Here is a 22,746-nt window from a genome sequence, read left to right as displayed (position 1 = left end):
AAAGTATTGATATTTGAAAGACTAAATACTGTTTACTTTTTTTATTGCCTGAATTCTATTTTTCACATCTAATTTTGAGTAAATATTTTTAATGTGAGTTTTAATGGTATTTTTTGAAACGAACATTTTCTCTGCAATTTCATCATTGCTTAAACCTTGTGTAATATGGTTAAAAACTTCAATTTCTCTTTTAGAAAGACCGTATTCTTCAAAACTCTCTGTAGAAATATCTGATTTGTTTTTAGCTTCTTTTTTCAGTTTCTTAATTTGATGTAAATAATTTTGAAGTTCACTGTTTTTATTTTCAATTTCTAAATCTGAATTTCTTCTATATAAATACATTAAATAACCTAAGACTGAAACAATTAAAAATCCAATTATTGAAATTATAATTAATTTATTAAAATGAGATTTTGCATTTAATTCACTTAATATTTTTTCATTGGCTAATTTTTGAATTTGCTCATCCTTTTTTGCTGTTTCAAATTCTATTTGCGTACTAATTATGCTTTTTTGAGAAGATTCATTTACAATACTATCATGAAAAGTTGTTGCGAGTTTATATGCAAACAATGCTTTTTCATAGTTTTTTGTTAAAGTATAATAATTAACCAAAGCATTGTAGCCAAGAATTATATTTTCTTTTGATTTTATATTTTTAGCATTATTTAAACCTACCGTAATATTATCAAAAGCCTTATCTGAATTCCCTATAAATAACTCATTTTTACCAATATTAATTAAAGTATTACTAAGGTATCTTAAGTTATTTGAATTTGTAAAAATGGGGATTGCTCTCTTATAAAAATCTGTTGATTTTGCGTATTCTTCTTTATTTTGAAAAAGTAAACCTAATAAATTATACTGAATAGCTTCGCTTTCCTTCCGTTTAAACTTTTTAGTTAAATACAAAGCTTTATTTAGATATACAAAGGCAGAATCATATGATTTTTTATATAAGAATATTTCACCAATATTTGACAAACTATATTCTTGTCCTCTAGGGTTGTTTCTTGCTAATTCTATTTGATAATCTCTTCTAAAATAGTACAGAGCTTTGTCATATTCTTTTGTGTCAATAAAGATATTTCCAATACCATTTAAAGCAATAGCTACACTCTTTTGATTGTTAAACTTTTCAGATAAATCTAGAGCTTCAAAATAAACATTAAAGGCCTCTTTTTCAAGATTTAACTTTCTATAAGTAACACCTAAACTATTTAAACATTTAATTTTTAATAAAGTATCTGTTGATTCTGAAAGAAGATTTAAAGCGCGTTTATGATAAGAAACAGATTCTGTATAATTATTTTCATATCTTGCTGTTAAACCTTTTCTATTGTAGCTATCAGCCAATCCATTTATATAATAAATTTTTTCAGATATTTTTATGGCTTCATTTATAATTTCTTCATCAGGTATTTTACTATAAATAGATTTTTTATATAAAGAAATTAGCTTGTCAACCTTATCAGTACTATTTGGTAGAACTTTTAACTTTGTAAAAACACTATCAATTTGTTTTTTTGAATAATTTTGACCGTAAGTTGTTTGAAAGAACACTAAAAACACGAGTAAAAAAACTAATCTTGTTAAATTTAACATTTTGTAGAATTCTTTTTTTGTTACCTTTTATATAAAAATACAAAAGAGAATTCTGTTATTTGTAATATTTATAACATAAAATGGTTAACAATTAGAAAACTAAGCATCTAATAAAATTATTGATATATTAAAAAAGAGTACTAAATTTAGTACTCTTTTTTAATATAATAATTTCTATTTTTTTTAAGTGGATTTGTAGTGAATGATTATTATTCATTCATTTTATCGGCAACAGTCTCAAGTTCAGCATACCAATCTTTACCAAATTTTCTAATAAGTGCCTCTTTTACAAATTTGTAAACAGGAACTTGTAATTCTTTTCCTAATGTACAAGCATCATCACAAATTGGCCATTTATGGTAATTAACTGCTGAAAACTCACTGTATTCCATTATTCTAACAGGATATAGGTGACAAGAAATGGGTTTTTTCCATTTAATTTCTCCCTGATTGTAAGCTTCTTCAATTCCACATTTTGCAGTATTCTTTTCGTCAAAAATAACATACGCACAATCTTTTTCATCAATCAAAGTGGTTTCATATTCTCCTTCAGTGGTTGTAAATAGACCCTGATCTTCAATTGCTGCAATCCCTTCAGGTCTTAAAAAGGGTTTTACTTTTGGATAAATATCCAATAATATTTGAAGTTCATTTTCTTCTAGCGGGGCTCCCGCTTCTCCATCAATGCAACATTTACCTTTGCATGCCGATAAATTACAGACAAAATCTTTCTCTATAATATCTTCTGAAACTATTGTTTTTCCTAGTTGAAACATAGCGCAAAAATAAACTATTTTTTTACATACATTTGTTAATATTAATAATTGATTATATACATTTGCCGTCCAATTTTAATAGATGTGATTATGGATATAAATTTTAAAGAAATTATTACTGCAACAATGATTTTATTTGCTGTAATCGATGTAATCGGAAATGTTCCAATTATAATAGATTTACGTAAAAAGGTTGGCAAATTAGAATCTGAAAAGGCAGCATTAATTGCTGGGGTGATAATGATTGCTTTTCTTTTTCTAGGAAAAAGTATTTTAAATCTTATTGGTATTGATGTTAATTCATTTGCCGTTGCCGGGTCTCTTATTCTATTTTTCTTGGCTTTAGAAATGATTTTAGGAATTTCATTATATAAAGAAGACGCTACAAATGCAGTTACAGCATCAGTTTTTCCATTGGCATTTCCTTTAATTGCTGGTCCTGGAAGTTTAACTTCTATTTTATCTTTAAGAGCAGAGTTTTATGCTGTTAATATTGCTATAGCAATTATTATCAACATAATTTTCATGTATATTGCTTTAAAAACATCTGAAAAGATTGAAGGATTTATTGGTGAAACAGGTATAAATATAATTAGAAAAGTATTTGGTGTAATATTATTGGCTATTTCTGTTAAGTTATTTGCAGCCAATATTCAAGGGTTATTTTCTTAAAAAATTTAATAATGAAAAATTTTGATGTATTAATAATCGGTGGTAGTGCAGCTGGACTATCATGTGCGCTTGTTTTTGGTTCTGCAATGAACAAACCTTTTGCAAAGAATAAAAAAATTGGAATTATAACCCATCAAAAAGCTTCTGCATTACAAAATGCCGAGCTAAACAACGTGTTAGGATTTAAAAAAGGGACAAAAGGCTGTGATATACTAAATGAAGGATTAGAACAACTCTCATCTAATTATCCTCAAATTATTCAAATTGATAATGAGAAAGTTTTAAATATTTCAAATGAAGGTGACTTTATTTCTGTAAAAACAAATAAGGGTAATTATTTGGCTTCAAAGATTGTTGTTACTACAAGCCCTGCAAAACCTGCTGTTATTAAAGGTTTAGAAAATTTTGTTAAGCCGCACCCAACAATTCCTGCGTTTAAGGATAAAATTATGTTGAAAAACGTAGATCATATTGTTACAAATGGAATATATGTCGCAGGTGTTATTGCTGGTTGGAGAAGTCAATATGCTATTGCTGCCGGAAGTGGAACTTTGGTGGCTACAGATATTTTAACTGAATGGAATGATGGAAATCACACCATGATTCACGATGTCATAGAATAAAAAAAGCCAGCATTTAGCTGGCTTCTATTTATAATTTTTTAAAATTGTTACTCTACCGTAACAGATTTTGCTAAATTTCTAGGTTGATCTACATTACATCCTCTCATTACAGCAATATAATACGATAATAATTGTAAAGGTATTGTTGTTAATAATGGAGTGAAAGCTTCTTCAGTTTCAGGGATTTCAATTACGTGATCAGCAATTTCTTTAACAATTGTATCACCCTCCGTAACAATAGCTATAATCCTACCATTTCTAGATTTTATTTCCTGAATATTACTTACTACTTTCTCATAATGGCCTTTTTTTGTTGCTATAACTACAACAGGCATCGATTCATCAATTAACGCTATTGGTCCATGTTTCATCTCTGCAGCAGGATATCCTTCGGCATGGATGTAGCTTATTTCTTTTAACTTAAGCGCTCCTTCAAGTGCTACAGGAAAATTATATCCTCTACCTAAATATAAGCAATTTGGAGCATCTTTATATATTGCTGCAATTTTTTCAACTTTAGCACTTACAGTTAATAATTTCTCAACTTTTGAAGGTATCGATTTCATTATTTGTAAGTAATTATGAAATTTAGAATTTGAAAGCTCCCCTTTTAAATGTCCAAGTTTTAAAGCTATTAACGTAAGAACAGTTATTTGAGTAGTAAAAGCTTTTGTAGAAGCTACACCTATTTCTGGTCCCGCATGGGTATAAGCACCTGAATTTGTTTCACGTGCAATAGACGAACCAACTACATTGCAAATTCCAAATACAAATGCACCATTAGATTTGGCTAATTTAATAGCAGCTAATGTATCTGCTGTTTCTCCAGATTGAGAAATTGCAATTACTATATCGTCTTTATTTATAATAGGGTTCCTATATCTAAATTCTGAAGCATACTCGACTTCAACAGGAATTCTAGCTATATCTTCTAAAAGATATTCTCCAACCAATCCGGCGTGCCAAGAAGTTCCACATGCAACAATAATAATACGTTTTGCATTTAAAAATTTAGTAATATTATTATCAACACTACCCATTTTTATTATGCCTTGATCGGCAAGAAGTCTCCCTCTAAATGTATCAAAAATTGCACTTGGTTGTTCGTATATTTCTTTCAGCATAAAGTGATCGTAACCACCTTTTTCTATTTGCTCAAGATTTAGTTTTAGTTCTTGAATATTTGGCTTTACAATAGAATCATCATTTATCTTTCTAACTCTAATTTTTTTACCTAACTTAATTATAGCTAATTCTTCATCATCAAGATAAATTGCATCTCTAGTAAATTCAATAAATGGTGAAGCATCTGAAGCAATAAAAAATTCACTATTATTTTCTCCTATACCAATTGCTAAAGGACTCCCTAAACGTGCTACAATTACTTCATCGGGTTTATTAATATCATAAACAGCAATAGCATATGCTCCTACAACATTAGTAAGTGCAAGCTGTACAGCTTTTCCTAATTTACAATTATTTTTAATTTGAACCTCTTCAATAAGGTTAATTAAAACTTCGGTATCTGTATCACTCTGAAAAGTATATCCTCTTTTTATTAGTTCTTTTTTTATAGTATCATAATTTTCAATAATACCATTGTGAACTATTACTAATCTTCCTGAATTTGAAACGTGTGGGTGGGAATTTTCGTCATTTGGAATACCGTGTGTTGCCCAACGAGTATGACCTAAAGCTAAATTACCAGTAATATCTTTTGTTTTTACAATTTCTTTTAAATCTGAAACCTTACCTTTTGTTTTGTAAAGTTTTAATTTCTTATCAGATGAAGTTAAAACAATACCAGCACTATCATAACCTCTATATTCAAGACGTTGAAGACCATTTATAACTATTGGATAAGCTTCTCTAAATCCTAAATAACCGGTAATTCCACACATAAAAGAAATTTTATTTATTAAGTTCTGTATAAGAAATTTGAAGTTTTACTCTTTTCTCTCCAGAATTATGGTTGAACAGCACAACACCTTGCGGGTTTGAACCATAATTATGAACTATTACATCTGTGGTAGAAGTTGGAGTATCGGATATGTCATAAACCTTTATTCCAAGTTTAACCAACTCGCTTGGATCATCTGATTTTAAAAGATTTGAAACGTAATCTGTAATTTTAAATACATACTTTAAAGGGTTTCCATCATCATCTCTTTCTAAATTCCCACCTAAAGCGGTAGGACCTTCAGTTATCGCATCAATAATTTGTTCATTTTCATCATAATTATATATGTAAAGCTTTTCAGGAACTTCTTTTGCAGAAGCATCTTGATCTATGTATAAACTTAAATCGGCATCAGTTACTAACCAATTATTTGCTCTAAGTTCAGTTAAATTTTCATTAGAAAATAATTCTAAAGTAGCAATTGAACCTGCAGCCCCTTGAACATATAATCTTTCTTCTGTACCTTGTTCTAAGTTAGAACCCGAATAATCTCTGTTAATAATATTTGATGTTAAACTATTAAACAAAAAGGTATACTGGTGTTTTGTTCTTACACCTGTTTCTCCATCTGTCCCGTTACCATCTAAATCCTCATCAGTATCTTCATCTTGAGTTCTTGAGTAGTAAATGCTCATTTTAGCGCCACTTAAATTTAAAGATAAAATGTGAGCATATTCACTATTCAATTCGGAAGCTTCTATGTAAAAGCCTCTAAAATAACGAATAAAATTATCTACACTTGCAAATTCTGCATTTGCAGCATTATCAATAAATATTTCTTTAATAAGTGTTTCGTCTAAAGGAATGTTTATTGAAGGGTTTAAATCATCCTTTTTAATTGTATCTGTATCATAAACAGTAACACCATCATTTAAATACCTTTTAATATATGAAACAGTATCATTAGGATTTACTTTAAATTTATCAGAATAAAAGGGCGTAATTCCTTTTAAAAATTCTTTATCTGAATAATAAACAGCACTTTTTGTAGGATCTGTTGGATCTAAACTATTTAAAAATGTTTTTAATTCATAAACACTTAAATTAAACTCAACATCATCATTTCCAAATACTGAATCAATAACAAATTTAGGTGTCCCATCTGAATTATCTTCTTCTCTTGTAGCTTGGTAAGGAATATTAATAATTACAGAATCAATTTCGGCGTTATCTCCATAACCGTCTGCATAAGTATCTAGTACTGGAGGTGCAAGTTGAGTTACTATAGAGGCTTTTATTTTTCCAAAATCATCATCTTTATATACTCCAAGTAAATTTTGGGTCAATGAATTTCCCAGAATTCTATCAACATTTTCAGTTTTTGAAATTATTTCAGTAACCAAATTATCTGAACTAAAATTATTGTTATCCACCAGACTTACTCCAACACTTTCAATATCTTTTTCGCAAGAAAATAGTGTAAAAAACACCAAAGAGAATACTCCAAAGTATTTAATTGTACTTACAACTTTTGTTGTCATTTAAAACTTCTATTTTTAAAAATTAACTATAAAACGCTGTTAATGTAAAATTCTGTATACGCACTGTCAAATTCATCGGCAGAAAAATATTCTAATACAGGTTTATCACTTGTTTTTAAATATTCTAATAAATCATCTGGAAGTTCTTCACTTGCTTTTATTACAGCATCAGAATTTTCAATTGCATTTATTAAAAGGTTTGTGTAGTTTGGATTAGAGATAGATTCAATTTTTGAAGCATCAATATTATCAAACTTAATTTTATCACTAAAATCCTTATTTAAAGTTCCTTCAAAACTATTATTATATAATGATGTTACAATTTTACTATCAGTAAAAAGTGGATCATTTTTATAATATTCATTAATGTATAATGGCAAAAGTGAAGCCATCCAACCATGAACATGAATAATGTCTGGAGACCAATTTAATTTTTTCACAGTTTCTACAACCCCTTTTGCGAAAAATATGGCTCTTTCATCGTTATCACTAAATAAATTATTATCCTCATCTGAAAATAATGCTTTACGTTTAAAATATTCATCATTGTCAATAAAATAAACTTGCATTCTTTCTTTAGGAATTGAAGCTACTTTAATAATTAAAGGCATATCCATGTCATTAATTACTAAATTCATACCCGATAAACGGATAACTTCATGCAATTGATGTCTTCTTTCGTTAATTAACCCATAACGAGGCATAAAAATACGTGTTTGACCACCTTTTCCATGAATCATTTTCGCTACTTCAAAAGAAGATTTTGATAATTCATTATCGGGTAAATATGGTACAACTTCAGACGAAACAACTAATACTCTCTTATCTTTCATAATCTAAGCTCTAAATTTTAGATAATGTGCAAAATTACGAAAATTTATGTAGAATTTGGCTTGAAAAATGTAAGTTTGCACGCTTTTAACGTTTATTAACAAATATATCATGTTAGTTTTTGCTAAAATAAAATCAGTACAACAAAAAATAAAATCATTAAAGAAGGGAACATCTATTGGGTTTGTGCCTACAATGGGTGCACTTCATAAAGGTCACTTATCTTTAATTGAAAGAGCTAAAAAAGAAAACGACATTGTTGTTGTGAGTATTTTTGTGAATCCAACTCAATTTGATAAGCAGGAGGATTTAATAAATTACCCCAAATCAATTGATGCAGATTTGTCTCTTTTAAAATCAGTTTATTGTGATATAGTTTTCGCTCCTTCTTCTAAAGAAGTTTATGCAGATGATGTAAAGTCTGAAAATTTTAACTTTGATGGTTTAGAATTTAAAATGGAAGGGAAATTTAGAGATGGACATTTTAATGGTGTTGGTACAATTGTAAAAAGATTGTTTGAAATTGTAAAACCAAATAAAGCTTATTTTGGTGAAAAAGATTTTCAACAGTTACAAATAATTAGGAATATGGTGAAAAACCATAATGTCCCAGTTAAAATTGTTCCGTGTGAAATCTATAGAGAAAATGATGGCTTAGCAATGAGCTCAAGAAATGCTCGTTTAACTGAAGATCACAGAAAGGTAGCTCCATTTATATATAAGACGTTAAAATTGGCAAAATTAAAGTTTGGCATAGAAAATGCACTAAATGTTGTACATTGGGTTGAAAATGAATTAAAAAAACAGCCTCTTTTGGAACTAGAATATTTTGAAATTGCTGAAGAAGAAACCCTTCAAACAATTAAAAATAAGAATTCCAAGCAAAAATATAGAGCTTTTATAGCTGTTTTTGCTGGAAAAATAAGACTTATTGACAATATAAGTTTGTAAATATTAACCAATTAACTAAAAAAAAGTATTTTTGCATTATGCAAATAGAAGTAGTAAAATCTAAAATTCATAGAGTTAAAGTTACTGGAGCCGATTTAAATTATATCGGTAGCATAACTATTGATGAAGACTTAATGGATGCTGCTAATATAATTCAGGGAGAGAAAGTTCAAATTGTTAACAATAATAATGGTGAGCGACTTGAAACATATGCTATTCCAGGCCCTAGAAATAGTGGAGAAATAACATTAAATGGGGCAGCAGCAAGAAAAGTAGCCGTAGGCGATATTCTTATTTTAATATGTTATGCACGCATGGAATTTGATGAGGCAAAAAAGTTTATGCCTGCAATTGTTTTTCCTAATGAAGAAAACAATTTACTTAGATAACATTGAATAAGAAAATTAAAAAAACAGTTTTGTTAATACTCCCAATATTATTGGGAGTATTTTTAATTTGGTACTCTTTGTCCAAATTATCACCTTCAGATGTACAATCTATAAAAACATCTTTTAAAACCGCCAATTATTGGTGGGTGGCTTTGTCCTTATTATTTGGAATATTAAGTCACCTGTCCAGAGCCTATAGATGGCAGTTTTTATTAGAACCTTTAGGTTATAAGCCAAGGTTTGCAAACAGTGTAATGGCTGTTTTAATAGCATATTTATTAAATTTATTTATTCCAAGATCGGGTGAGATTGCAAGAGCGGCTAGTATAAAAAAATACGAAAACATTCCATTTGAAAAAGGGTTTGGAACCATTGTGGCAGAAAGAGTTGCAGATGTTATTATGCTATTTTCAATAATTGGACTTGCATTTTTCTTACAAGCTGAATTAATTGGGAGTTATATTTTTAAGGATGATTCTCAAAGCAGTTGGCTTTATAAAATAGCAATATTAGTTGCTTTATCTTTAGTAGGATATTTTATCTATCGTATTTTACAAAAATCTAAAAATCCATTTATTATAAAAGTTATTTCTTTTGCAAATGGGCTGTTAGATGGAGCAAAAAGTATATTCACAATGAAAAAGAAATGGAAATTTATTTTTCATACGGTTTTCATTTGGTTAATGTATGTACTTATGTTTTACGTAGTTACATTTGCCTTGCCAGAAACAACTAACTTGCCATTTGAAGCTATTATTGTTGGATTTGTTGTTGGCGGTTTAAGTATGGCATTAACAAATGGAGGCTTGGGAACATACCCAGTTTTTGTTGCAAGTGCACTTATTTTATACAATATTGAAGATAATCCTGCTAGAGCTTTTGGTTGGATTATGTGGACTGCTCAAACAATTATGGTAATTGTATTTGGAAGTTTATCCTTTATATTAATTCCAATATATAATAAATACCAAAAAAAATAAGTATTTCTTAGTATATTTATTGCTTTCAAAAATAAAAAATGGCCAAAACAAAAACAACTTTTTTTTGTCAAAATTGTGGAACCCAATATGCAAAATGGTTGGGACAATGCAAATCTTGTAATGAATGGAATACAATTGTTGAAGAGGTAATTCAGAAAGAAGAAAAAAGGAAATGGAAGCAAACAACAACGGTAAAAAAAGCTTCAAAGGCTCTTAAAATTAATGATATATCTATAAGTGCAGAAGATAGAATTTCCACCGAAAATAATGAACTAAATCGTGTTTTAGGAGGAGGCTTGGTTAGAGGTTCTATGTTACTTTTAGGTGGTGAACCAGGAATTGGAAAATCAACCTTATTATTACAAATTGCATTAGCTATACCAAAAAAAGTTCTGTACGTTTCAGGTGAGGAAAGCCAATCTCAAATAAAAATGAGAGCAGAACGTTTACAAACTGGAAACACTAATTGCTTAATTTTAACCGAAACAAATACCCAGCATATATTTAGAGCTATTGAAGAAATTCAACCAGACGTTTTGGTTATTGATTCAATACAAACTTTACATACTGATTATATTGAAGCTTCACCAGGTTCCATATCTCAAATTAGAGAAACAACTGCAGAGTTAATAAAATATGCAAAAGAAACGTCTACACCTGTTCTTTTAATAGGCCATATTACAAAAGATGGAGCCATAGCAGGGCCAAAAATTTTAGAACATATGGTTGATGTTGTTTTACAATTTGAAGGAGATAGAAATCATACATATAGAATATTAAGAGCCAATAAAAACAGATTTGGATCAACCGCAGAACTTGGTATTTATGAAATGCAAAGTTTTGGTTTACGTGAAGTTGATAATCCATCTGAAATATTAATATCTCAAAAAGAAGATGATTTAAGCGGAACTGCAATAGCTGCTACATTAGAAGGTATGCGACCACTTATGATTGAAGTTCAAGCATTAGTAAGCACAGCCGTTTATGGAACTCCACAACGATCCGCAACTGGTTATGATACTAAAAGGTTAAATATGTTATTAGCCGTTTTAGAAAAAAGAGCTGGATTTAGATTGGGAGCAAAAGATGTTTTTTTAAATATTGCTGGTGGAATAAGAGTAGATGACCCCGCTATTGATTTAGCTGTGATAAGTGCAATTTTATCATCAAATGATGATGATGCAATTCCGCAAGATTTTTGTTTTGCTGCAGAAATTGGATTAGCTGGTGAAATAAGACCTGTTAACAGGGTTGAACAACGAATACTAGAAGCTGAAAAGTTAGGGTTTCACAAAATATTTGTTTCAAAATTCAATAAAATTGGTTCAGCTAAATTTAAAATAAAAATTGTTAAAGTGACAAAAGTAGAAGATATTTATGCTAATTTATTTGCATAAAAAAAACCGAGTATTACTCGGTTTTTTTTATGCTTAAAGTAAATAATTACTTTTTATTCGCTTGTTTTATATATTTTTCCAATGCCATTGTCATAGAAGGTGTTTCTGGTGTTGGCGCTTCAATATTACATTTTAACCCAGCTTCTGTAGCTGCTTTTATAGTAGAATTACCAAATACAGCAATACGTGTGTTTTTTTGCTCAAAATCTGGGAAATTTTTAAATAAAGAATCTATTCCTGAAGGTGAAAAGAACACTAAAATGTCGTAAACAACATTTTCTAAATTAGATAAATCACTAACAACTGTTTTAAATAAGATAGCTCTTGTCCAATTAACTCCCAATTCATTCATTGTAATAGGAACAATTTCTTTTAGTTTATCAGATGATGGTAAAAGAAATTTTTCATCTTTATATTTCTTGATTATATTTGTTAATTCAGGAAATGTACGTTGCCCTACATAAATTTTACGTTTACGATATACAACATATTTTTGTAGGTAATAAGCTACTGCTTCAGATTGACAGAAATATTTCATTGAATCTGGAACTGGGAATCTCATTTCTTCAGCAATTCTAAAAAAATGATCAACAGCATTTCTACTAGTTAGAATAATAGCAGTAAATTTTGATAAATCTATTTTTTGAGTTCTAACTTCTTTCGCTTCTACAGCCTCAACATGTATGAAAGGAACGAAATCAATTTTAACTTTTTGTTTTTCTGATAAATCTGAATAAGGAGAGTTATCAGTTTTCGGTGCTGGCTGAGAAACTAAAATTGTTTTCACTTTCATAAACTTCAATTTTGTCTTTTAAATAGTTAATTTTAGAATAATCACAAAGGGTGATATTTCAAGTGCGCAAAGATACAAAATAAAATAAAACAAGTTGTTAACAATTAGGCTTTTATTATTAACGATTAAAAGAATGTATCTCATTATTAATAAAATACTAAAAATAATCAAAGTTATATTTATAAGAATTGAATGTGATATATTGCTATATGAAGATATAAGTAAAAACGGAAGTATCCATATTACTGCATTATTTAAGTAATTAATTTTTTCAAAAGAAACTTTTTTGTAACCTTTTTTTATTTCAAAGATAAATGCCAAAAAAGAGCCTAATAGAAAACGAAAAAGAAAATAAAGTGCTGTTCCTATAGTTAAAATAAAATATAATTCTACCCCTTTATAAATTGTTTTCAATTGAAAAACTTCAACAATATAATACAAAATTACTGAAACAGTAAGTATTTGAATTATATAAAATAGAAATAAAAAAAGGTTAAAAAATGTATTTTTCTCTCTGTTAAACAAAGAAATTAAATTGTTTTTCTTTAAAAAGAAAGTACTCGTAACTACTAATTTATTGCTAAATAGAAATTTTTCAACAGTAAGTATAGTTAGAATTATAAAAAAAACAACTGTTAACCAATCATTATTTAAAATTGTTATTTTTTCAGCTTCAATCATTATCAAATTAAAATAGTACCGCAAAATTAGTAATAAAATGTGTTATCTTTGCTGGATAATTTTTTCTTATGTCAAATACCTTGGTTATTATACCAACCTTTAATGAAAAGGAGAATATTGAAGCAATAATAAAAGCAGTTTTTAGTGAAGATAAACTGTTTGATATTTTAGTTGTTGATGATAATTCACCAGATGGTACGGCTGAAATAGTAAGAAGATTACAAAATGATTATTCAAACTTATTTTTAGAAGTAAGAAAGGAAAAAACAGGTTTAGGAGCAGCATATATTCACGGATTTAATTGGGCTTTAAAACTTAAGTATGAATACATTATTGAAATGGATGCTGATTTTTCTCATAATCCAGCTGATTTAGTAAGATTGTATAGTGCCTGTGCATTAGAAGGAGCAGATTTTTCAATTGGTTCAAGATATTTGAATAATAAAATAAATGTTGTTAATTGGGATTTTAAGAGATTATTTTTATCGTATTTTGCGTCAAAATATGTGAGGATAGTAACTCAAATTCCAATATTTGATACAACTGCAGGTTTTGTATGTTATAGAAGAAAAGTTTTGGAAGAAATTGATTTAAACAAAATTAAATTTATAGGTTATGCTTTTCAAATAGAAATGAAATTTAAAGCTTGGAAAAGAAAATTTAAGCATAAAGAAGTATCAGTTATTTTTACAGATAGAAAAAGAGGAACATCCAAAATGAGTGGCTCAATTATTTCTGAAGCTGTATTTGGAGTTATAAAAATGCGATTAAAGGGATTGCCTAAATAAAGAAAAAGTATAAGATTATGGGGTTAATACTTATTAAGAATACACAAATTGTTAACGAGGGAAAAATTATTGAAGGAGATGTTTTAATAGATGGTGAATTTATTGTAGATATTGACATATCAATTAGTTCAAAGTCAGCTGAAACCACAGTTATTGATGCAGAAGGAAAATACTTAATTCCTGGCGTTATTGATGATCAAGTACATTTTAGAGAACCTGGACTTACTCATAAAGCAACAAATGAAACCGAGAGTAAAGCCGCAGTAGCAGGAGGTATAACTTCTTATATTGAAATGCCAAATACAATTCCGCAGGCTACTACACAAGAGTTATTAGAAGAAAAATTTAAAAGCGCTTCTAAAACATCATACGCCAACTATTCATTTATGTTTGGTGGAACTAATGATAATTTAGACGAATTACTTAAAACTGACCCTAAAAAAGTAGCAGGAATTAAGTTGTTTTTAGGTTCTTCTACTGGAAATATGCTAGTTGATAATGAAGAAGTGTTAGAAAAAATATTTTCTTCAACCAAAATGCTTATTGCAGTTCATTGTGAAGATGAAGCTACAATTAAGGATAACTTAGAAATATATTTAAAGGAATATGGAGATGATATTCCTATTGAAATGCACCCTAAAATTAGAAGTGAAGAGGCTTGTTACCTATCATCATCTAAAGCTATAAAATTAGCAAAGAAAACTGGAGCAAGATTACACGTGTTTCATTTATCAACAGAAAAAGAAACGAAGCTTTTTTCAAATAAAATACCATTAGAGAAAAAGCAAATTACATCTGAAGTTTGTGTTCACCATTTATGGTTTAATGAAAATGACTATAAAACAAAAGGTACTTTTATAAAATGGAATCCAGCAGTAAAAACGGAGAAAGACAATGCAGGTTTGTGGAAAGCTTTATTGGATGATAGAATTGATGTAATTGCTACAGATCACGCACCTCATACATTAGAGGAAAAACAACAAGTATATACAAAAGCACCAAGTGGAGGGCCATTAGTACAACATGCACTTCCTGCAATGCTTAAAGCTTACAGACAAGGTAAAATTTCTATTGAAAAAATAGTAGAAAAAATGTGTCATAATCCAGCAAAAATATTTAAAATTGATAAACGAGGGTTTATTAAAAAAGGATATTATGCAGATTTGGTTTTGGTAGATATTGCATCACCTTGGACAGTTAAAAAAGAAAATATTTTGTATAAATGCGGATGGTCTCCTTTTGAAGGAACAACATTCTACTCAAAAATTACCCATACTTTTGTAAATGGTAATATAATTTATAAAAATGGAACCTTTAATGATACAATAAAAGGTAAACGATTAGAGTTTAATAGAACTAATGAATAAAATTTTTATACTACTTTTTACGAGCTTATTTATTTGTAGTTGCACAAGTAATACAATTTTAGAAAAACCTGAAAATTTGATCCCTAAGGATCAAATGGTTGATGTTTTAACTGATATGTTTGTTGCTGCTAGTGCAGAAAACATTAAAAATATAGACTTAAAAAGAAAGGTAAATTATTACCCTTTGGTTTTTGAAAAATATAAAATAGATAGTAGCTTATTTAAAGAGAGTAATTTATATTATACTTCTATTGTTGATGATTATGAAGATATTTTAAACAAGGTTGAGAACCGTTTAAAAGAACTAGATAAGAAATACGAAATTGAAAAAAAATTAGAAGATTCTATTTCTAAAGCAAATTTAAAATTAAAGACGCTAAATAAAGAAAAATCTACAGATTAGAAGAGTTCTTTTCATTAAGATAAATAGCACTTATAGTTGTAATTGATTTTGAAATCGGTTCAAATTTAAAATTTAGTAAATCCGTTATTTTTTTTGAACTATAAAACCTTTTTTCATGAATACTTTTAGAGGAATGTTTAGTTAATAATGGTGGTTTTTTTGTTAAAAAAGACTTTAACCATTCAATACGCCATCCAATTGAACTCATAAAATAAGTAGTTTTAATAGAGGGTGATTTTTTCTTTAGAGCTAAGGCAATGTTAGAAAAAACTTCTTTAAAACTTAAATTTTCTGAAACGAGTATAAATTGTTCATTTTCAACTTCACTTTCCATTAAAAGTTTCATTGAATTTACAACATCTTTAACAGAAACATAAGCAGTTACACCTTCAGAATAGAATTTAAATCCTTTGTAAATTTTATCAAAAATACTTCCAGATCCATTTTCCCAAAAACCCGGACCGAGTATAACACCTGGGTTTACAATAATTATAGGAATTCCTTCTTGAGAAGCTCTCCAAATTTCCATTTCAGCGCCATATTTTGAAATTGCATATCCATAATTGCTTTTTTCAATATCCCATTCATTCTCTTCACTAATAGGTTGTCCGTTTATCGCTTTTCCAACGGCAGCAATAGAACTTATATAACAAAGTTTTTTCACATTATTTTCAACACAAAAATTAGAGATGTTTGCAGTACCTTCAATATTTATTTTTCGCAATTTTAAATAATCTTTCGGGTTAAAAGAAATTAATGCGGCACAATGATAAACAATAGAAACGTTTTTAAATGCAATTTTTAGAGATTCAGTATCTAATATATCTGCTTCAACCCAAATTATTTTTTTAAATAAACTTTCAAAATCTTTAGAATAATAACTAAACACATTTTTAACCGCTAGTAAATTGCTCTCTTTACGGTAAATAGCTTTTATAGTTTTATTTTCTAAAGAAAGTTGATACAATAAATGCGATCCAACCAAACCTGTTCCTCCTGTAACTAATATCATAAAACGAATGTAACAAAAATGTTTATTTAAAGTAATTCTACAAAGTAAAATTTTATCTTTGCTGAAATTTAAAAATTTGATAATGAATTTTGTTGAAGAATTGAAATGGAGAGGCATGTTACATGATATTATGCCAGAAACGGAAGAATATTTATTAAAGAATAAAACAACAGGTTATATAGGATTTGACCCAACGGCAGATTCTTTACATATTGGAAGTTTAGTACCAATAATTATTTTAATGCACTTTCAAAAAGCGGGGCATAGTCCTATAGCTTTGGTTGGTGGTGCAACAGGAATGGTTGGTGATCCTTCTGGAAAATCTGATGAACGTAATTTATTAGATGAAGAAACATTAAATAAAAATGTTGCAGGTGTAAAAGCTCAATTAGCACGTTTTTTAGATTTTGATAGTTCTTCTGAAAATGCTGCTGAATTGGTAAATAATTACGATTGGATGAAAAATATTTCACTAATTGATTTTGTTCGAGATGTAGGAAAACATATTACGGTAAACTACATGATGGCCAAAGATTCTGTAAAAAAGAGACTTGGTGAAGATTCTAAAACAGGAATGAGTTTTACAGAATTTACTTATCAGTTGTTTCAAGGATATGATTTTTACCATTTATACAAAGAGAAAAACTGTAAAATCCAAATGGGTGGATCAGATCAATGGGGAAATATTACAACGGGAACTGAACTAGTTAGAAGAAAAGCTCAAGGAAAAGGTTATGCTTTAACGTGTAAGCTTATAACCAAAGCTGATGGAACTAAATTTGGAAAAACCGCAGGAGGAAATGTTTGGTTAGATGCCGGAAGAACTTCACCTTACAAGTTTTACCAATATTGGTTAAATTCATCTGATGAAGATGCTGAAAAATATATTAAAATATTTACTTTTTTAGATAAAGAAACTATTGAAAATTTAATAGCTCAACATAAAGAAGCACCTCATATGCGTATTCTTCAAAAAAGAATTGGAGAAGAAGTAACTGTTATGGCACATGGGCGTGATGCTTACGAAAATGCGATTAAAGCTTCAAACATTTTATTTGGAAAATCTACCGCTGAAGATTTAAAAAGTTTAGATGAACAAACTATTTTAGATATTTTTGAAGGTGTTCCTCAAGCCGAAATTACTAAATCAGTTATTGAAAATGGTTTAGAAATTGTACCTGCTTTTGCCGAAAATGGATTCTTGAAATCTAATGGAGAAGTACGAAGAGCATTGAAAGAAAACTCAATATCTGTTAATAAAGAAAAGGTAAAAGATGATTTTATTATTTCAAATATGAATTTAATTGCAAATAAATTTGTATTATTACAAAGAGGTAAAAAAAGTTATTTTCTTTTAAAAGTTATTTAGACAATTAAACTTACAATTAAATTAAATGAAGAAGACTGCTAAACGCGGTCTTTTTTATTTTAAAATCAGCAAGTTACAACCTCTAATATCCGAATTATCAAAGCGACCTAAAACTTCAAATGAGTTGTTTTTGTGTGTTTTTCCAAGATCTTGAGTTGCTATAAATGAGCAAGAATTCACATTTGCTAAATCTATAATGTTCATTCCTCCAGATTTTCCTTCAGATAAAATTGTTAATGGGTCTTCCGTATCTCTTGTTAAAATTTTCATCCACGGTGGACATTTAAAAACACCATTTCCTTTTGAATATGCCTGACTTAATAATTCTGTCATACCATATTCCGAATGAATTTCTTTTACTCCAAAACCATTTGATAAAATTTCATGTAATTCCTCTCTAATTAGTTCTTTCCTCCTACCTTTCATACCTCCAGTTTCCATAATTGTGGTATTTTTTAATTGAAATTGTTTATTTTCAACCAAATCGAGAAGCGCAAAAGAAACTCCAATTAACAATATTTTTTCACCTTTTTTATCTAATTCAATTAAATTATTAGATAATTCTTCAAGATTATTTAAATAAAATCCACTTTTCGGTTTATTAGATTTTTTAATTAAATCATCAACCATATAAATTAAAGAGGAGCCTTCACGTTCTAAATAAGCTGGTAATAATGCCAGAACAGTATAATTTTTAACATTTCCATAAAAATATTCAAATGCTTTATTATAACTTTTTTCATAAAGGGTAATATCGGTAACAAAATGTTTACTTTGGCTCATCCCAGTAGTACCACTACTTAAGAAAATTTGTTCTACAGTATTTTTTGAAGAAATAATTTTATGAGATTTGAAAAATTGAATAGGTAAAAATGGAATTTCTTCAATGTTTTTTACACTATCTATAGAAATATTTAGAAGCTCTAAAAATTCTTTATACACCAAATTATTAGTTGCTTGAAATTTAAAAACATCAAGCGCTACTTCCTTAAAATCGGAGTGATTTCTAATCTTAAATGGGTCAATTCTATTCATAATAATTGGGAAACATCGCAAAAGTAATGTAAATTTACGCAACCTATTATCTTTTTAGGCATCTTATTAACAATAAAAACACCAAGTATTTGGGTTTAGAAAAGCTCATAAAAAAATGTGCAAAAAATGACCGAAAGGCACAAAAAGAAATTTACCAGCTTTTTGCAGGTAAGTTATTCTCAATATGCCTAAAATACTCTAAAAATAAACAAGAGGCACAGGATAACTTTCAAGATGGATTTATTACCATTTTTGAAAAAGTTGGCCAGTTTAATTTTAAAGGATCATTTGAAGGTTGGATGAAGCGCGTTATGGTAAACACGATTTTAATAAAGTATAGAAAAAAAACCGTGTTAAATATTGTTACTGAAGAGATTCCCGATGAGGTTATTGTTGATGTAGATGATGAAGAAATTTCTTTAGATTTTTTGTTAAATATCATACAAGAATTACCTCATAGATATAGAATGGTTTTTAACCTTTATGTATTAGATGGTCATTCTCATAAGGAGATTGCAAAAATGTTGAAAATTGCAGAAGGTACGTCAAAATCAAATTTGGCGAGAGCAAGAGGCATTTTAAAACAAAAAATAGAGACATATCAAGAGGGTCAACAGTCTGTATAAGATAAAAGGTAAAAGTGAGAGATTACAAAAATATTGATAGGATATTTCAAGAAAATTTAAAAGATTTAGAGGCCTTACCTCCAAATAAATCTTGGAATGCAATTGAGAAAAATCTAACTCCTGTTGTTAGAAGAAGGCGATTTCCATTTTGGATGAAATTTGCAAGTATAGCTGCATTGTTAATTTTGTTTTTTAGTATTGGAACAATTTACTTTATTCCTGAAAATAACTTCTCAAAAAATTTCTTTAACGAAAAAAACAACTTAGAAAATAATTCAAAACCAAAAGATAGCTCTGAAAACGAATTGGTGAAAAATTCAAAAGATAAACGAATTCAGCTTAAAAGTGTTTCAAATGATTTTGAAAATACCACAGGAAATGCAGACCTCTCAAATTTAGAAATAGAAAATAAAGGCAAAAATAATATAGAGGAAACCTCTTCAGATAAAAAGACTAAGAGTAACTCAATATTAGTTGATGCAATACAAATAACTAATTTTAATAAGAAAGATAAAAAAAGAGTAACTAAAAATGCTGGAAATAGTAGAATTACTGTTGCAACTATTTTCGCTCCAATTTATATTAATTCTTTAGGTGACGGTTCTGGAATTGATGACCAATTTAAAAATAGCAGAGCCTCTGGAAGTTCCTCTTATTCATATGGTGTTAAATTCGCTTACAAAATTAATAATAAATTTAGTGTTCAATCTGGGGTGAATCTTATAAATTTAGGATACAAAACAGATAACATTTATGTAACTCCAGGAGTATCTGTTTTAGGGTTTTCAAATTTATCTGCTAATCCTATAGTTTCAAAATCTCAAAGTTTAACAGCGTCTAAACAAAGTACTCTTAACGCTATGGATCCTAATAAAGGTAGTATTAATCAAGTATTTGGATATGTAGAAATTCCTGTTGAATTAAAATATAATGTTACCGATGGAAAACTTGGAATTAATTTAGTAGGTGGTTTTAGTACGCTATTATTAAATAAAGATGAAGTTTTTGTAGAAACAAATTCATTTACTCAGAGTTTAGGATCTTCTAATAATTTAAGATCATTAAATTTTAGTGGAAATATAGGACTTGATGTAGATTATTCTATCCAAAAAAATCTATTTATCAATGTTTCACCAATGATTAAAGTACAAACAAATACATTTTCAAAAAACTCAGGTAGTTTACAGCCATACTACTTTGGAGTTTATACAGGATTAAATTATAAGTTTTAGTTGGTTTTTTATTTGGTTGGTTACCAAATATTGAATGAAGTTAGCCATTTCAAATTTGAAATGGCTTTACTTTTTTTACCATTTAATATTCGTAGCTTTGTTAGGAAACATATTAAATCTTGTAAAAATGGAATCTACAACTGTTAAAAAAACTATTCAAAAAACATTAGATCAATTAGGTGTAAAATCTCAAAATTTTGGAACATCAACAGGATCCGAATCATTTGGAAACGGAGAAACAATTAAATCATTTTCACCTGTAGATGGAGAATTGATAGGTAGTGTTTTATCAACTACAAAAGCAGATTACGAAAAAGTTTTGAATTCTGCTCAATTGGCTTATAAAACCTGGCGATTAAAACCAGCTCCTTTAAGAGGTGAAATTGTTAGGCAGTTTGGAGATAAATTACGAGAACTTAAGCAACCACTAGGTGAATTAGTTTCCTATGAAATGGGAAAATCGTTACAAGAAGGTTTAGGTGAAGTTCAAGAAATGATTGATATCTGTGAATTTGCAGTAGGTTTATCCCGTCAATTACACGGTTTAACAATGCATTCTGAACGTCCTGGACATAGAATGTACGAACAATACCATCCATTAGGTATAGTGGGTATAATATCAGCATTTAATTTTCCTGTAGCTGTTTGGAGCTGGAATACAGCCTTAGCTTGGATATGTGGAGATGTTTGCGTTTGGAAAGCATCAGAAAAAGCTCCTCTTTGTAGTATTGCTTGTCAAAATATTATAGCAAAAGTTTTAAAGGATAATAATTTACCTGAAGGAATTTCATGTATCATAAATGGTAATTATAAAGTAGGAGAATTTATGACTACAGATTCTAGAATCCCCTTAATTTCCGCAACTGGATCTACCAGAATGGGTAAAATTGTAAGTAAAACTGTTGGTGAACGTTTAGGAAAATCTTTATTAGAATTAGGTGGAAATAATGCAATTATTGTTACTCCTGATGCAGATTTGAAAATGACTATAATTGGCGCCGTATTTGGAGCTGTGGGTACAGCAGGGCAGCGTTGTACTTCAACTCGAAGATTAATTATTCATGAATCAATGTATAATAAAGTAAAAGAAGCTTTGGTTAGCGCTTATAAACAATTGAGAATAGGAAATCCTTTAAATGAAAACAATCATGTTGGGCCATTAATTGATAAGGATGCGGTTGAAATGTATCAATTAGCACTAAAAAAAGCTATTGATGAAGGTGGAACTATTTTGGTTGAAGGTGGCGTTTTAAGTGGAAAAGGCTATGAAAGCGGATGTTATGTTAAACCAGCAATTGTAGAAGCGGATAATCACTTTGAAATTGTGCAGCATGAAACATTTGCTCCAATTTTATATTTGTTAAAATATACTGGAAGTGTTGAAAATGCTATTGATATTCAGAATGGAGTAAAACAAGGGCTTTCTTCTGCAATAATGACAAATAATTTACGTGAAGCTGAGTTATTTTTGTCACAACTAGGTTCTGATTGTGGTATTGCAAACGTAAACATTGGTACATCTGGTGCTGAAATTGGTGGTGCTTTTGGTGGAGAAAAAGAAACTGGAGGTGGCAGAGAATCTGGTTCTGACGCTTGGAAAATTTATATGAGACGCCAAACTAATACAATTAATTATACAACTGAATTACCTTTAGCTCAAGGAATAAAATTTGACTTGTAATATATTTAAGAAGAGATTGTTTAAAAAGAGTGTTTTTCATTAGAATGAAATAAAATCAAATTGATTTCTCTAATACTTTTTAGACAATCTCTTT

The 22,746-nt window shown here is 28.8% G+C and carries 22 protein-coding genes; 13 read left to right on the top strand and 9 right to left on the bottom strand.

All coding sequences use genetic code 11. The annotated features are described in order from the left end of the window. Positions 1-21 precede the first annotated feature (21 nt). Together DAD81_RS05380 and DAD81_RS05375 are read right to left on the bottom strand one after the other, a co-directional pair. Complete coding sequence (locus tag DAD81_RS05380; RefSeq protein WP_111707206.1) at positions 22-1,605, bottom strand: tetratricopeptide repeat protein; 1,584 nt, start codon at positions 1,603-1,605, stop codon at positions 22-24. A gap of 209 nt (positions 1,606-1,814) precedes the next feature. Next, positions 1,815-2,381, bottom strand: a complete 567-nt coding sequence (locus DAD81_RS05375; RefSeq protein WP_111707205.1) for a DUF3109 family protein — start codon at positions 2,379-2,381, stop codon at positions 1,815-1,817. A gap of 90 nt (positions 2,382-2,471) precedes the next feature. Between DAD81_RS05375 and DAD81_RS05370 the strand changes: the two genes are divergently transcribed. Together DAD81_RS05370 and DAD81_RS05365 are read left to right on the top strand one after the other, a co-directional pair. Next, the gene (locus DAD81_RS05370) at positions 2,472-3,053 is read left to right on the top strand and encodes a MarC family protein (RefSeq protein WP_111707204.1); all 582 of its coding nucleotides are present in this window, start codon (positions 2,472-2,474) and stop codon (positions 3,051-3,053) included. Between the two features lie 11 nt (positions 3,054-3,064). Beyond that, a complete protein-coding gene (locus tag DAD81_RS05365) occupies positions 3,065-3,676 on the top strand; it encodes an NAD(P)/FAD-dependent oxidoreductase (protein WP_111707203.1) in 612 nt (203 codons plus the stop codon). Between the two features lie 47 nt (positions 3,677-3,723). Here the strand turns inward: DAD81_RS05365 and glmS are convergent, their stop codons facing one another. From glmS to DAD81_RS05350, 3 genes are read right to left on the bottom strand one after another with little or no spacing between them, the layout of a single operon-like run. Next, the gene (gene glmS / locus DAD81_RS05360) at positions 3,724-5,577 is read right to left on the bottom strand and encodes a glutamine--fructose-6-phosphate transaminase (isomerizing) (RefSeq protein ID WP_111707202.1); all 1,854 of its coding nucleotides are present in this window, start codon (positions 5,575-5,577) and stop codon (positions 3,724-3,726) included. A gap of 10 nt (positions 5,578-5,587) precedes the next feature. Continuing rightward, the gene (locus DAD81_RS05355) at positions 5,588-7,117 is read right to left on the bottom strand and encodes a DUF4270 domain-containing protein (RefSeq protein WP_111707201.1); all 1,530 of its coding nucleotides are present in this window, start codon (positions 7,115-7,117) and stop codon (positions 5,588-5,590) included. A 26-nt stretch (positions 7,118-7,143) separates the two neighbouring features. Beyond that, on the bottom strand, positions 7,144-7,950 hold the full coding sequence (locus tag DAD81_RS05350; RefSeq protein ID WP_111707200.1) for a glycogen/starch synthase: 807 nt from the start codon (positions 7,948-7,950) through the stop codon (positions 7,144-7,146). Positions 7,951-8,059: 109 nt separating this feature from the next. Between DAD81_RS05350 and panC the strand changes: the two genes are divergently transcribed. Genes panC through radA form a run of 4 tightly spaced genes read left to right on the top strand, consistent with a single transcriptional unit; the run spans position 8,060 to position 11,665 of the window. Beyond that, positions 8,060-8,899 (top strand): pantoate--beta-alanine ligase, encoded by an 840-nt coding sequence (gene panC / locus DAD81_RS05345; RefSeq protein WP_111707199.1) that lies wholly within the window; start codon positions 8,060-8,062, stop codon positions 8,897-8,899. A 38-nt stretch (positions 8,900-8,937) separates the two neighbouring features. Beyond that, positions 8,938-9,288, top strand: coding sequence for an aspartate 1-decarboxylase (panD, locus tag DAD81_RS05340; RefSeq protein ID WP_111707198.1), 351 nt, complete (start codon positions 8,938-8,940; stop codon positions 9,286-9,288). Between the two features lie 2 nt (positions 9,289-9,290). Beyond that, positions 9,291-10,268 carry a lysylphosphatidylglycerol synthase transmembrane domain-containing protein gene (locus DAD81_RS05335; protein WP_111707197.1) on the top strand — a complete coding sequence of 326 codons (978 nt, stop codon included), beginning with the start codon at positions 9,291-9,293 and terminating at the stop codon, positions 10,266-10,268. Between the two features lie 38 nt (positions 10,269-10,306). Next, positions 10,307-11,665, top strand: a complete 1,359-nt coding sequence (gene radA / locus DAD81_RS05330; RefSeq protein ID WP_111707196.1) for a DNA repair protein RadA — start codon at positions 10,307-10,309, stop codon at positions 11,663-11,665. Between the two features lie 46 nt (positions 11,666-11,711). On the opposite strand, the gene DAD81_RS05325 is transcribed toward radA, so the two are convergent. Together DAD81_RS05325 and DAD81_RS21225 are read right to left on the bottom strand one after the other, a co-directional pair. Then, a complete protein-coding gene (locus DAD81_RS05325; RefSeq protein ID WP_111707195.1) occupies positions 11,712-12,458 on the bottom strand; it encodes a uroporphyrinogen-III synthase in 747 nt (248 codons plus the stop codon). Between the two features lie 18 nt (positions 12,459-12,476). Next, positions 12,477-13,139 (bottom strand): DUF4271 domain-containing protein, encoded by a 663-nt coding sequence (locus tag DAD81_RS21225; protein WP_111707194.1) that lies wholly within the window; start codon positions 13,137-13,139, stop codon positions 12,477-12,479. A gap of 68 nt (positions 13,140-13,207) precedes the next feature. Between DAD81_RS21225 and DAD81_RS05315 the strand changes: the two genes are divergently transcribed. From DAD81_RS05315 to DAD81_RS05305, 3 genes are read left to right on the top strand one after another with little or no spacing between them, the layout of a single operon-like run. Continuing rightward, positions 13,208-13,927, top strand: a complete 720-nt coding sequence (locus tag DAD81_RS05315; protein WP_111707193.1) for a polyprenol monophosphomannose synthase — start codon at positions 13,208-13,210, stop codon at positions 13,925-13,927. 17 nt (positions 13,928-13,944) lie between these two features. Beyond that, positions 13,945-15,294 (top strand): dihydroorotase, encoded by a 1,350-nt coding sequence (locus DAD81_RS05310; RefSeq protein WP_111707192.1) that lies wholly within the window; start codon positions 13,945-13,947, stop codon positions 15,292-15,294. Further along, positions 15,287-15,697, top strand: coding sequence for a DUF4296 domain-containing protein (locus DAD81_RS05305; protein WP_111707191.1), 411 nt, complete (start codon positions 15,287-15,289; stop codon positions 15,695-15,697). The genes DAD81_RS05310 and DAD81_RS05305 overlap by 8 nt, the downstream gene beginning before the upstream one ends. On the opposite strand, the gene DAD81_RS05300 is transcribed toward DAD81_RS05305, so the two are convergent. Next, positions 15,687-16,709 (bottom strand): NAD-dependent epimerase/dehydratase family protein, encoded by a 1,023-nt coding sequence (locus tag DAD81_RS05300; RefSeq protein WP_111707190.1) that lies wholly within the window; start codon positions 16,707-16,709, stop codon positions 15,687-15,689. The genes DAD81_RS05305 and DAD81_RS05300 overlap by 11 nt on opposite strands. Positions 16,710-16,791: 82 nt before the next feature. Between DAD81_RS05300 and tyrS the strand changes: the two genes are divergently transcribed. Next, positions 16,792-18,078, top strand: coding sequence for a tyrosine--tRNA ligase (gene tyrS, locus DAD81_RS05295; RefSeq protein WP_394340151.1), 1,287 nt, complete (start codon positions 16,792-16,794; stop codon positions 18,076-18,078). Positions 18,079-18,132: 54 nt separating this feature from the next. Here tyrS and DAD81_RS05290 read toward each other — a convergent pair whose 3' ends face one another. After that, positions 18,133-19,113: a LuxE/PaaK family acyltransferase gene (locus DAD81_RS05290; RefSeq protein ID WP_179950026.1), complete on the bottom strand. Its 981-nt coding sequence runs from the start codon at positions 19,111-19,113 to the stop codon at positions 18,133-18,135. 89 nt (positions 19,114-19,202) lie between these two features. On the opposite strand from DAD81_RS05290, the gene DAD81_RS05285 reads away from it, so the two are divergent. The 3 genes from DAD81_RS05285 (at position 19,203) to amaB (ending at position 22,652) form a co-directional block, all read left to right on the top strand. After that, positions 19,203-19,739, top strand: coding sequence for an RNA polymerase sigma factor (locus tag DAD81_RS05285; protein ID WP_111707189.1), 537 nt, complete (start codon positions 19,203-19,205; stop codon positions 19,737-19,739). Positions 19,740-19,753: 14 nt separating this feature from the next. Beyond that, on the top strand, positions 19,754-20,971 hold the full coding sequence (locus DAD81_RS05280; protein ID WP_111707188.1) for an outer membrane beta-barrel protein: 1,218 nt from the start codon (positions 19,754-19,756) through the stop codon (positions 20,969-20,971). A 127-nt stretch (positions 20,972-21,098) separates the two neighbouring features. Further along, positions 21,099-22,652 carry an L-piperidine-6-carboxylate dehydrogenase gene (gene amaB / locus DAD81_RS05275; RefSeq protein ID WP_111707388.1) on the top strand — a complete coding sequence of 518 codons (1,554 nt, stop codon included), beginning with the start codon at positions 21,099-21,101 and terminating at the stop codon, positions 22,650-22,652. Positions 22,653-22,746 lie beyond the last annotated feature (94 nt).

Source organism: Lutibacter citreus (assembly GCF_003260195.1).
Classification (GTDB): Bacteria; Bacteroidota; Bacteroidia; order Flavobacteriales; family Flavobacteriaceae; genus Lutibacter; species Lutibacter citreus.
This window is presented reverse-complemented; position numbering and strand designations above follow the sequence as displayed.